Origin of the sequence: Acinetobacter sp. ACNIH2, from assembly GCF_002934965.1 — a bacterium.
Taxonomy (GTDB): domain Bacteria; phylum Pseudomonadota; class Gammaproteobacteria; order Pseudomonadales; family Moraxellaceae; genus Acinetobacter; species Acinetobacter tandoii.
Map to the genome: position 1 here is coordinate 1889896 of NZ_CP026412.1, position 11580 is coordinate 1901475.

The window sequence follows — 11580 nt, forward strand, 5'->3', positions numbered from 1 at the left end:
AAGGTGTTAAGCCTAGAGACTTAACACCTATCTGAAGTTATTCGCTACGCACTTTTGCGTTGGCTTTTTTCTTTTTGGCCTTTTTCTTCTTGGCCTTGTCTTTAGCTTTTACATCAGTCTTGGTTGATGCTTTCTTATCGGCTTTTTTAGCATAAGAACTTGGCTTAGACTTGGCTTTCTTCTTCGCAACAGGTTGATCGCCAGACTCACGTGCTTCAGCAGGCGCTTTTGCTGTGCGAGGATTAAAGGTTTCCTCCTTCACTTGAGCAGTCCCAGCTTTGGCAACGCGCGGTGCACGGCTACGAATCGCACGTCCTGCATGCGTCAATTGTTGAATTAGCTCAAAATCAATCTTACGCTCTTCCAAGTTCACACCAGCCACTTTAATTTTGACTTCATCGCCTAAACCAAACGTTTGCCCACGGTTTTGTCCCACTAGACTTTGGCTAACTTGATCAAAGACAAAGAAGTCATCGCCCAATTGACTGACATGTACCATACCATCCACATACAAGTCTTTTAGGGTGACAAATAAACCAAACTCGGCTACCGCAGAAATTACACCGACAAATTCATCGCCCAAGTGCTGTTGCATATAATGACATTTTAACCACATGGTCACAGAGCGAGACGCTTCATCTGCACGACGTTCAGTCTGCGAGAAATGTTCGCCTGCATCATCCAATGCCGCACCTGACAGCGGGAATGGCTTGTTGGCTAATTTGGCTTTAATGGCACGATGTAATAGTAAATCTGGATAGCGACGAATTGGTGATGTGAAGTGGGTATAGGCTTCATAAGCCAGACCATAATGTCCCGCATTTTTCGCGCCGTAATAGGCTTGCATCATAGAACGTAATAACACCGCATGAATACTCGGTGCATCAATACGGTCTTTGGTCGCTTCAATCACCGCCTGATAGTCGGCTTGAGTTGGCTGATCGGGGAATTTTAAACCCAATAATTTGACAAAATCACGGACTTTTTGAATGCGTGAGAACTCAGGTGGTTCATGCACACGATACAACATTGGAATATCATGTTCGAGAGCAAACTCTGCCGCAGCTACGTTCGCCAATAACATACATTCTTCAATGAGCTTGTGCGCATCGTTACGCGTACGTGGCAGAATTTCATTAATACCGCCCAAGTCATCGAAAGTCATATAAGTTTCGACAGTTTCAAATTCCATCGCATGGCGTTTGCCACGTAAATCTTTCAGAACTTGGTACAGTTGGAACAGGGTATTGAGTGATTTACGTACGTCACGGTCTTCAGGAACCGCAGCGCTATCGCCATCGAAATATTGTGCGACCTGTGTATACGTCAGGCGTGCTTTGGAATGCATAACTGAAGGATAGAATTCAAAGCCTGTCACACGACCTGCACGGGAAAGTTTTAAATCACAGACCATACATAAACGGTCGACATGGGGATTTAAAGAACATAATCCATTCGAGAGGGCTTCGGGTAACATTGGCAAAACAAAGTGAGGGAAATAAACTGACGTTCCACGCTCTTGTGCTTCATCATCCAGCGGTTTACCAATACGCACATAATGACTGACATCGGCAATGGCAACCACTACACGATAGCCTCCGCCAGAGCGTTTTTCAGCATACACAGCATCATCAAAGTCACGGGCATCTTCACCATCAATCGTGACTAAAGGCAAGTCACGTAAGTCGATGCGACCTTCACGATCTTTGGCCGTGGGCTCTTTAAAGCTTTCCGCTTCTTTGAGGACTTCTTCTGGAAATTCGTAAGGTAAACCAAATTCTAAAATGGTTTGCGGGATAATGATTTCAGTATCTGCTTTGTCCGCCATAGATTGAATCACGTGGCCTGTGGCAAATTCTTCACGGGTTGGATAATCATCAATCGCAATACGAACTGAATCGCCCAGTTTAAGTTTGGCATGCTCAATTAACTCTTTTTCTAGAGTAATCGGCTGATGCGCATTCGGATTTGCAGGTTGAATAAAGTATTCACCATCGTGTTGCGAGACTTTACCGATAATTTGTTTGACGCGACGTTGTACAACTTCAGAAATAAAGCCCCAAGCTTTACCTTTACGGTCGACCGAAGTTTGTTGCACTTTTACCCGATCACCATTAAACACCTGACGGAGTTCACGTTCAGGTAAGAGTAAATCGTCATGACCTGCAATACTGGCCGTACCAAAGCCTTTACTGTTGATATACACCGTGGCTTCATGGCTAGGTTGATCTGCCATACGTTGAAATTTAAAGCCATCTTTCATCAGTTGACCATCACGCACCATCGCAATCAGTCGGTGGCTTAGTGCATCAATGCTCTTTTGATCGGCAATTTGGAAGTGTTCCACTAAATCGGCATGTGATTGTGGCGAGTTTAATTGTTCTATGGTTTCTAAAATGAGCGTACGGCTCGGAATAGGATTTTCGTAGCGTTCAGCTTCCGCTTTGGCTTCAGGATCGACCCAATTTTTCATCATGGATTTGGTTTTGTGTCAGAAGATAGGATTAGCATAAGACATGCAGCGTCAGACTGCACGTAAATGATTGCAATAATGTGTTTTTCCACGAGCAATAGTGCTCATTAAGTTAAATTCAGGACGTAATAACTGCTGTTGCAGGGTAAATTCTGCTCAAATTTGAGTAAATTGTTTAAAAAATATTTAATTGAGCAAAATAATGCAAAAAAAATAGCAGCTGTGCTTGCAGTACTAGGGTTAAGTTTGTATTATGGCGGCACGTTACGGTGAGATGGGTGAGTGGCTGAAACCACATCCCTGCTAAGGATGCATACGGGCAACTGTATCGAGGGTTCGAATCCCTCTCTCACCGCCAACTTTACTTATGTCGCGCTCATAGCTCAGCTGGATAGAGCACTTGGCTACGAACTAAGGGGTCGGGAGTTCGAATCTCTCTGAGCGCACCAATAAGTAAACTGTATGTAACGTATTGCCTGAATTGGCACACAAGTAATGCGCTCATAGCTCAGCTGGATAGAGCACTTGGCTACGAACTAAGGGGTCGGGAGTTCGAATCTCTCTGAGCGCACCAACTTGAACAATTAACCGCACATGTTGCGGTTTTTTTGTGCGTGAAATTTATAAAAATAGTAGATTAAATAATATGAACCTTGCACTTTTTGATTTCGATAACACCATTACCCATTCCGACAGTTTTAGTCATTTTTTAAAATATTCATTGTCCTATCGAAAACAGTTATTGGGTGGCTTAAAAGTAGCACCATGGCTGATTGGTTTTCGGATGGGCTATGTCAACGATCAAGAAATTAGAATCCGACTTTGTCGTGCTGCTTTTAAAAACTATCCTGCCATAATGCTTGAGCAACAAGGTCAGCAATTTTCGAAAACAATTTTGCCCAATTTAATGAATAAACATACGCTGCAACAACTTCTGGCTCATCAACAAAAAGGAGATCAAGTGGTGGTGGTCTCTTCTTCTTTGGATGTGTATTTAAGCCACTGGTGTCAGCAACAGAGCATTGATCTGATCTGTAATCAGTTAGAAGTACAAGAGGGCTGTTATACAGGAGAGTTACAACAGGGGGATTGTGGATATATGGAAAAAGCTAAGCGTATACAACAGAAGTATTGTTTAAGTGATTTTGATGCTGTGTATGCCTATGGGGATAGTCCGAATGATCATGCTATGTTGGCATTAGCCGATTACAAGTTTTATCAGGGAAAAGAAATAAACTTTTTGAATGAGTTGTCGGTTTAAGAAAATAATTTGCTTAATAACTACACATTCAGAATCATTTTTTGAAAAAAGACTAGGTATTTTAAAATAACTGCGTATAATGCCCAACCATCAAGACGTCGCGCTCATAGCTCAGCTGGATAGAGCACTTGGCTACGAACTAAGGGGTCGGGAGTTCGAATCTCTCTGAGCGCACCAACTTGATTGCATAGATCATTTATCTGTTCTATCGCATAAAAAGGAAACCGCATTTATTGCGGTTTTTTTTGTGCCTAAAATATCGTAAAAGCATGTCGTTTTTGTGAAAATTCCAAAATCTGTTGTCGCTTAGTATTGGTGAAAAGCATAAAGAAAATCGGAAATTTGGTGTACTATGCTGTAGTCTCGTTTTCAGATTGATGATGGATTTATGTCAGACAGCAAGCCTGCCTTATCTTTACGTTATTATTTAAACCTTGAAGAGTCTCAGGATGGCTTTGCCTTAGCCACCTTTGGTAAAAAGCTGTTCACACGTTTTATTACCCCTTTAATTAGTATTGCTATTATTGGTTGGGGTATTTATTTGGGTTTTACAGGGGTGGGGCGTTATTACGTTGCGCTGGGCGTATTTTTCTTAGTTCTACAACTGGTTTTGCGCTATTGGTTCTTACCGATGATGTTTAAGCGTCAGTTTGTAAAATATCAATTTGGGAAAAGTGAGCAAGGCATCGATTTATATCAGGAACATGCTGATATTTATGCCAATGGGCGTAAAAAAGTCGTGAACTATCATGAAGTACAGAATTTTGCAGTGGGTAAGCTGACCTACATGCTCGAATTAAAAAATCGTACTGTGGTGATTGTACCCAAACGTGCCTTTGCAACAGCCGAAGATCAAGGCATATTTGAAAACACATTCAAGCATTCTAAGTAAAAGATTTGTTGTCACAAAAGTCGAAGGGAAGATCATGAGTACACGTCCATCTAAAATTGTTTGTGTCGGTCGTAGCTATGCAGACCATGCGAGAGAGTTGGGAAATGCTATTCCTGACAGTCCTGTATTGTTTATTAAGCCACCGAGTAGTTTAAAGGCACTGGAAGATGGCATTTCGTGGAATTCAGCATTAGGTAGTTGTCACTATGAGTGTGAACTAACCCTGCGAATTGATCGTGAATTGAAAGCCGAAACCGATCCGCTAAAAGCCCTGCAAGCGGTGGGTGCTGTGACTTTAGGATTGGATTTAACTTTACGTGATGTACAGGATGACTTGAAAAAGAAAGGTCAGCCGTGGGAACGTTCTAAGGCTTTTGATGGTTCATGTATGTTGGCGGATTGGGTTGATGTGGCTGATGTGATAGAGGACTGGAATGATGTGCATTACACCTTGCATGTGAATGATGAACTTCGCCAAAAAGGGGATACCTCGCATCTGATTTTTGATATTGGTACTTTATTGGCAGATATGAGTCAAGTCTTTACCTTAGAAGTAGGTGATGTGATCATGACAGGTACACCAGCGGGTGTTGCTGCATTGCAAGCAGGTGACCAACTTAAAATGACTTTGCAAGGTCAGCAACAAGACTATGTTTGGACTACTTTTGTACAGGCCTAAGTTGAGTTGAAGTTAAAAAAGGACTGTCAATACAGTCCTTTTTTTCATCTGGATTGATTTGCTGCGGCATAGTCCTTGCGAAATTGATCAGGCGTACAGCGCATCCAGCGTTTAAATAAGTTAATAAAGGCAGAGGCATTGGCATAACCCAAATCCAGTGCGATGCTTTCTACCGTTTTATTCTCATTCAGCATCGACATGGCTTTAATCACTTTCAGCCGTTGTCGCCATTCATTTAATGACATGCCTAATTCTTGCTGACTGTAACGCGCGAGAGTGCGTTCGGTCATGTTAATTCGTTGAGCCAATTGTGCCAGAGTGCTTTGATCGGCGGGATGTTGTTGTAAATAATCCAGTAAAGTTTGTAGTGCTGGGTGTTTACTTGAGGGTAAATAACTACCAACCCATTTGGCATGTCGCAGTTGATCTAATAATACATGCAACAAACGTAAGTGTTCAGGGTCATGGTCAGGCAAAGGATGATGACGTAAATGATGTAAAAGTGCAGGGACTAAGGCCGAGGTCAGCAAGATACCTGCCTGTTTTGGCAATCCTTCACACAGGCTTTCATGTACATACAAAGTGGAATGAGTCACTTCGGTACGGTTAATGCCTGCATGTTTTAAATGCGGGGGTAACCAAATGCCATAAGGCGGAGGGGTCAGAAAATGAATTTGATCCACTTTGACTTCGAGCACGCCGTTGAGGGCATAGACAAACTCTCCCCAAGCATGTTCATGCGTGGGATAGCAAGACTCTGCGGGTGCATCGGAAATGCGAAACCATAGCGGTGCAGGAATATCATCATTGGTCGGCATGGGATGATAGTCATGTTGTAAACGTGTATGCATCTATTTCTCCCGTTGCTCATTTTGCCTGAATAATAGTATGAGTTGTCTGTTTTGAAGTATATCTTTTAAAAGTGACAGGTCTATAGTGGTCATTTATGAATTGAGCGGGAGTAGACCGTGAGTGAGCGTCGGGCACTAGACAGTAAAGCAGCAAGCATTATGTTTGTACTGTGTATTATTTGGGGCTTGCAGCAAGTAATTTTAAAAATGGCTGCACCAGATATTTCTGCGGTAATGCAAATTGCATTGCGCTCAGGCTTGTCTGCGCTGATGGTTTACCCCATGATTAAGCTTGCCGATGGAGTTTCTCTGTGGAGCCGGGATTATCTGGCTGCTGGTATTCTTGTTGGTGTGTTATTTGCCTCTGAATTCTTTTTGGTGGCACAAGCATTACGTTTTACCTCGGCATCACACACCGTGGTTTTGCTGTATACCGCACCAATCTTTGTGGCTTTGGGGCTGCATTGGAAGCTCCCTTCTGAACGATTGAGTGTATTGCAGTGGTCTGGGATCGCGCTTGCATTTTTCGGTATTATCATTGCTTTTCTATTTCATCCTGTTGGTTCGGCGGCGGCATCAAGCACTGCTTTGTGGGGAGATGCCTTGGCGTTACTGGCGGGAATTTTATGGGCGGCAACCACGATTGCAGTTCGTTTAACTAAGTTGGCGGAAGCACCTGCCACCCAGACTTTGTTCTATCAACTTTTGATTGCATTTCTACTGTTATTTCCTCTGGCATTTGCCATGGGGCAGGCCAGTATTCATTGGACTCCGTTTGCGATTGGCAGTCTGCTGTTCCATACCATTATTGTGTCTTTCGCTAGTTATTTAATTTGGTTCTGGCTATTAAAAGAGTATCTGGCTTCGCGTTTGGGTGTGTTTTCCTTTTTAACACCATTATTTGGTGTGCTTTTTGGAGTACTACTACTCAATGAAAAAATTGAACTGAACTTTATTATTGGTACGGTATTGGTGATGTTGGGGATTATGGTGGTAAGTATGCAAGGCTGGGTGCAATCACGAGGTTTCACAAAAGTTTTAAAATCTGACTAATCCTTGTTTAGGTATTTAGCAAAAAAGCCTGTCATGAAGACAGGCTTTGCATTTAGTCAGAAAATTAAGGCTGATATAAATTGATAAAAGCACGATAAGCTGAAGATTGTTGCCCATTGCGATATACAGGACGAGTAATATTACCTTTGTCTGTAACTAGTTTTAATTCAATATCTTTGGCATTTTTGAAGGTGCTTAAGAAAGCGCTGGGGACCACAACATAATTGGATGAGCGATGTGGAACCATACGATTGATGTATTCATGTGTGGTTGCTCCAACAGGGACATAGCTATACGATTTTTGATCAATTAAAAAGACAAATTGCTGAATATCATAATCATCTTTAGCACTTGGCAAATATGCCGTAACTTTTAAATTGCTACGATTTTGTTCGTTCCACGTCACTTTCACCGTTGGGCAAAGTTCATTTTGTACACAGATCAGCAACCCTGCTGAAGCGATATTTTGAGGTTGTGTGTTTGAAGTGGCACAGCCTGCTAGCCCCATAGTCGTTACTATTGCGAATAGACTGGTTTTTAAAATATTCATGTTTAACCTTTATTGATATCGATAGAAAACTGACGGCGCAACATTTTCATAAATGAACGTAATGCGCTGTGCAGTATTTATTCTTTTCCTAAAAACTCAAATGCTTTCGTGGTCTTAAAGTATGGTGTGGCATCCCCAGCATAGATATTGGCTTGATCTGCACCTAAGTCAAGTTTCTGGAAGGGTGTAGTTTTAAAATTGATTTTCTTTAAATCTACCCAGAACGTATTGGGTGAAACCGCTGATTCAAAAAAGTATAACAAATTCTTATGGTCAACAACCGTCCGCCAGCGCGTTGATGAGATATTTGGTTCTTCTTCAGTATTGAGACCGAAGGGAACGGATGCATTGCGAATCACACTAAAGACACTGGCAAGGCTCTGTTTGCTGTTGGCATTTTTAGGAATAGCATTGATATAAAATGAGGCGCGGGCAAAACGATCCGAGGCACGGTTTGTACCAGGTAGGAAGGTTGTACCTCCAATCTTTTTCCAATATTCATTCAGTGCTAGCTGTTCGTCAAAAGTCGGTGAATTAGTCATGACCTGATATTTAGGATTATGATGAATGACCTGTTGACCATTAATGTATTCTACAATGGCACTATCTCCCGATGCATCTGAAAGAGAAAGGTGTAAGGTCGCAAGACGTTTTTCCCCAGGGACATCATCCGTGACCACAATAAATGGCTCTTTCTCCAGTGCACGAATGGCTTCATTCACTGTCGCATAATTATCCAGCACATATTGTGCCCACAGTGAAATACTTAAAGTGGACTTTTTATTGTTTTTCACTTCTGGATATTCGGATTCAACTAGCCAAAGTAAGTTGGCTGTAAGACCTTTCTCATTGATGCCATCGGTTGTGGAAATATCATAACCTGTTGCAATCACACTGCCATATTTAGCTTTCCAATGAATGGATTGGGGGCCTGCCAAACCATTTCGGGCGATGTTTTGCGGCATGATCCAGAGATTGGTCCCGATGTCGACTTTCCAGTCCATAGAACGTGCTGTCATGATGTTTTGATTATCGCCATGAAAAACAACGCGGGTACAGGCTTGAAGCGATGAATGAATCAAAAGACCGCTGGTTAAAGTTGCAATAAGGAGTAATTTTTTTGTCATGATGGATCCTGTTGTTTTAACATTTGAATGATGGATTTTTCAGATTCGGTTGTGTTCAAAGGCACAATCTTTGTTGGTTGGGTTTGAATAATTTGAATAGGAATAAAACGAATTTGTACATAGGTCGGGTGACCATTGCGATCCGTTCTTAGTGCTCGGTTTAATTTGTCAATTTGATTCGTTGAAGGCGGAGTAACCCCACGTATAAACACCCTAGCTAAGGTAAAGTTTGAATGTGTTTCGAACTCTACTGTGTCAATAATATTGGTTTCGTTATTAAGCTTTTGACTCAATAGGTCGCTGATGTGAGATTTATATAATTCATTCTGAACGGTATGGAGTAAATTAAGGGTCAAATATACGGCCAATATAAGTAGAATGATTAAGCTGACCCAATTACGTTTTGCAAACTCTAGGTATTTACTGGAAACTTCCTCATTAGAACCACGTCTAAAACCTGCAATCCAGAGCACCATTGCTGAACTGATTTGAATTGCAATGATATTGGTAAAGGTCAGCAAGAAGGCATTGGCAGAAAGAGAAAACTCAGCTCTGGATAATAAAATACCACTGGCGACTAAAGGTGGAACTAACGCAGTGGCAACAGCAACCCCAACTACAGCAACTGAAAGTCGTGGTGAAACTGAGGCAAAGGCACCTGCAGCACCACCTGCCAGAGCAATCATTAAATCGAGCGAATTTGGGTGTGTACGCGCCATGATTTCGTTGGTAATGGCAATATTGGGATGGATAATTCCGATAAGAAAACCAATCCCGTAAATCATCAAAATACCCAATGTTAACGTTTGAAAAGCGGTACGAAACAATATCCAGCGGCTATCGATTAAAGCCAAAGAAATACCTGCAATCGGCCCTAACATCATAGCAACCAACATGGCACCAATGACCACTGCTGTAGAATCACTAAGTAGCCCATAGGCAGCAATTACTGCTGCTAGTGCATTCATAATAAAAAAGGTTTTGCTGGGAAGGGCATCGACCTGAATATTCAGACGGACTTGCTTATGGTCAATTTGTTTAGAGCTTTCTCGAAGTGCCTGTTGATAGCGTAATTTTTCTTTTAGTGTTTCAAAGCGCTCTTTCTCAGGCTCCGTTTCATTAATAATAATGGTCGGTGTTTCTTTTTTTGGGTCCGTCATAGTGAATTCTCAACTGAATCACGCAAACAAAAGTCTTGCTTGTGATGAGAGGTTCTTCTTCTACATCATGTTTTTAAATCATTTTATCATTTGGTTTAGAACTTATATTAGCTTATTTTTTAAACGAGTTGTAGTTTGAAATTTGGAGAATTACGTAATCGGCAGGGGGGGGAATGGATTAATAAAATGAGAAGACTGGTATGAATGATTGGTCAAACGAGAGATGAAATATGATTTCATCTCCTTTGTCTGATGAGGTTTAACGCTGCTCAAAAATGCTCGCCAATGGTAGAGAAAGTTTGGCAGCCAGATAATCATCAGCTTCTTCAAACATGGGACCAATCCGCTGCATCCACTCATGGTCATCGAGATGAATATTTTTAACGTCAGGACGACGTGGTAGTGGGTAGGGAAGTGATTTGTAAAAACTCCAAAAATCAACCTGCGTTAAATTACGGACCAACACATATTCATTGTTATCGGTACGTTTCACTAAATTTTGCTGTTCTAGTAATAAAACATAGCTTGGCCAGTGGCCAATTTCTTCTCGACCCAAAACATCTAGCGCTTCTTTGTCTGACATACTCTCGCCATTTTGTTGCTTGAGATGAAAAAGTTGTAGGATATCGAGCAGCATAATTACTGGGTGTCGTCGCTGTTCTTTTCCTGTATAAAAAGCAGTTAGTGCATAACTAATTTCAACACCAAGCAGTACAATATTCCAAGATAGAAAAATCCATAATAGAAAAATAGGTAGCGCGGCAAATGCACCATAGATAATTTCATAACTGGTGAAATTAGACATGATGTAACCAAATAAGTTCTTTAATAATTCAAAAACACTGGCGCTGAATATGCCTGCAAATAGGGCAGCTTTGATTGGAACACTACGATTGGGAATGGTCCAATATAAAATAAAAAAACCCAGTATCGAGAGTGTAAAGGAGATAAGCCAGAGCAAGAAGGCACCATTGACTTCATAGCCTGCCAAATGACTACTCAGTAGATTCATGGAGGCTACAGTAGAAGATAATACAAAGGCACTGCCTAGTATAATTGGACCTAAAGAAATAATGGTCCAATAACGCATGAAGCCAATCATGCCACCCCGTTTTTCACGAACACGCCAAATACGATTAAACACGTTTTCAATACTGGTCAGCATCATAACGGTGGTAATGAACAGAAATAAAATCCCGATGACCGTCAAGTTGCTGGATTTATCGGTAAATGCGGTTAGGACTTTGTCAAAAGCAATGGTGGTTTTAGGTAAAAAATTACTATAAATCAACTGCTGTAATTGTTGTCGCGCAGGTTCGAGGGCTTTAATCGAAGAAATAATGACTAAAAATACGGTTAACATCGGAACTACCGCAAACAATGTAGTATAGGTTAAAGAACCTGCTTGTTCGCGGCAACGGTCTGCTTCAAAACGTCGAAGGACAAATAAAACAAACTGAAACCAAGTCTTGCTGTAAAAAGGCAGTCTTGTTAAATACTTTTCTATCATGAGTTTCTAGTCTCAATTCTTAAT

General features: G+C 41.4%; 10 protein-coding genes and 4 tRNA genes. 8 read left to right on the forward strand and 6 right to left on the reverse strand.

What is annotated here, in order from left to right; genetic code table 11:
• Positions 1-37: 37 nt before the first annotated feature.
• Positions 38-2476, reverse strand: coding sequence for a ribonuclease R (gene rnr, locus C3F34_RS08870; protein WP_171284960.1), 2439 nt, complete (start codon positions 2474-2476; stop codon positions 38-40).
• Between the two features lie 265 nt (positions 2477-2741).
• Here rnr and C3F34_RS08875 point away from each other — a divergent pair.
• The 7 genes from C3F34_RS08875 (at position 2742) to C3F34_RS08905 (ending at position 5305) form a co-directional block, all read left to right on the forward strand.
• A tRNA-Ser gene (locus C3F34_RS08875) sits at positions 2742-2831 on the forward strand.
• Between the two features lie 14 nt (positions 2832-2845).
• Positions 2846-2922 (forward strand) — tRNA-Arg (locus C3F34_RS08880).
• Between the two features lie 48 nt (positions 2923-2970).
• A tRNA-Arg gene (locus C3F34_RS08885) sits at positions 2971-3047 on the forward strand.
• Between the two features lie 72 nt (positions 3048-3119).
• Complete coding sequence (locus C3F34_RS08890) at positions 3120-3734, forward strand: HAD-IB family hydrolase (protein ID WP_104441425.1); 615 nt, start codon at positions 3120-3122, stop codon at positions 3732-3734.
• Between the two features lie 100 nt (positions 3735-3834).
• Positions 3835-3911: transfer RNA gene (locus tag C3F34_RS08895), tRNA-Arg, on the forward strand.
• Between the two features lie 211 nt (positions 3912-4122).
• Positions 4123-4626, forward strand: coding sequence for a YcxB family protein (locus C3F34_RS08900; protein ID WP_016168569.1), 504 nt, complete (start codon positions 4123-4125; stop codon positions 4624-4626).
• 34 nt (positions 4627-4660) lie between these two features.
• Positions 4661-5305, forward strand: coding sequence for a fumarylacetoacetate hydrolase family protein (locus tag C3F34_RS08905; protein WP_104441426.1), 645 nt, complete (start codon positions 4661-4663; stop codon positions 5303-5305).
• 44 nt (positions 5306-5349) lie between these two features.
• Here C3F34_RS08905 and C3F34_RS08910 read toward each other — a convergent pair whose 3' ends face one another.
• Entirely contained in the window at positions 5350-6156 is an 807-nt protein-coding gene (locus tag C3F34_RS08910; protein WP_104441427.1) for an AraC family transcriptional regulator, read from the reverse strand.
• A gap of 117 nt (positions 6157-6273) precedes the next feature.
• On the opposite strand from C3F34_RS08910, the gene C3F34_RS08915 reads away from it, so the two are divergent.
• Positions 6274-7209: a DMT family transporter gene (locus C3F34_RS08915; protein WP_104441428.1), complete on the forward strand. Its 936-nt coding sequence runs from the start codon at positions 6274-6276 to the stop codon at positions 7207-7209.
• Positions 7210-7273: 64 nt separating this feature from the next.
• Here the strand turns inward: C3F34_RS08915 and C3F34_RS08920 are convergent, their stop codons facing one another.
• The 4 genes from C3F34_RS08920 to C3F34_RS08935 form a co-directional block, all read right to left on the reverse strand.
• Positions 7274-7759, reverse strand: coding sequence for a hypothetical protein (locus C3F34_RS08920; protein ID WP_158654341.1), 486 nt, complete (start codon positions 7757-7759; stop codon positions 7274-7276).
• A gap of 77 nt (positions 7760-7836) precedes the next feature.
• Positions 7837-8886: a linear amide C-N hydrolase gene (locus C3F34_RS08925; protein WP_104441430.1), complete on the reverse strand. Its 1050-nt coding sequence runs from the start codon at positions 8884-8886 to the stop codon at positions 7837-7839.
• Complete coding sequence (locus C3F34_RS08930; protein WP_104441431.1) at positions 8883-10046, reverse strand: TIGR00341 family protein; 1164 nt, start codon at positions 10044-10046, stop codon at positions 8883-8885. Before C3F34_RS08930 ends, C3F34_RS08925 begins: the two co-directional genes overlap by 4 nt.
• Before the next feature lie 259 nt (positions 10047-10305).
• Positions 10306-11556, reverse strand: a complete 1251-nt coding sequence (locus C3F34_RS08935) for a YihY family inner membrane protein (RefSeq protein WP_016168562.1) — start codon at positions 11554-11556, stop codon at positions 10306-10308.
• Between the last annotated feature and the right edge of the window lie 24 nt (positions 11557-11580).

What these genes read in the sequence shown, in the direction of transcription:
- C3F34_RS08935 (WP_016168562.1), bottom strand. Translation starts at nt 11,556, where the DNA reads ATGATAGAAAAGTATTTAACAAGACTGCCTTTTTACAGCAAGACTTGG.
- C3F34_RS08905 (WP_104441426.1), top strand. Translation starts at nt 4,661, where the DNA reads ATGAGTACACGTCCATCTAAAATTGTTTGTGTCGGTCGTAGCTATGCA.
- C3F34_RS08900 (WP_016168569.1), top strand. Translation starts at nt 4,123, where the DNA reads ATGTCAGACAGCAAGCCTGCCTTATCTTTACGTTATTATTTAAACCTT.
- C3F34_RS08930 (WP_104441431.1), bottom strand. Translation starts at nt 10,046, where the DNA reads ATGACGGACCCAAAAAAAGAAACACCGACCATTATTATTAATGAAACG.
- C3F34_RS08920 (WP_158654341.1), bottom strand. Translation starts at nt 7,759, where the DNA reads ATGAATATTTTAAAAACCAGTCTATTCGCAATAGTAACGACTATGGGG.
- rnr (WP_171284960.1), bottom strand. Translation starts at nt 2,476, where the DNA reads ATGATGAAAAATTGGGTCGATCCTGAAGCCAAAGCGGAAGCTGAACGC.
- C3F34_RS08890 (WP_104441425.1), top strand. Translation starts at nt 3,120, where the DNA reads ATGAACCTTGCACTTTTTGATTTCGATAACACCATTACCCATTCCGAC.
- C3F34_RS08910 (WP_104441427.1), bottom strand. Translation starts at nt 6,156, where the DNA reads ATGCATACACGTTTACAACATGACTATCATCCCATGCCGACCAATGAT.
- C3F34_RS08925 (WP_104441430.1), bottom strand. Translation starts at nt 8,886, where the DNA reads ATGACAAAAAAATTACTCCTTATTGCAACTTTAACCAGCGGTCTTTTG.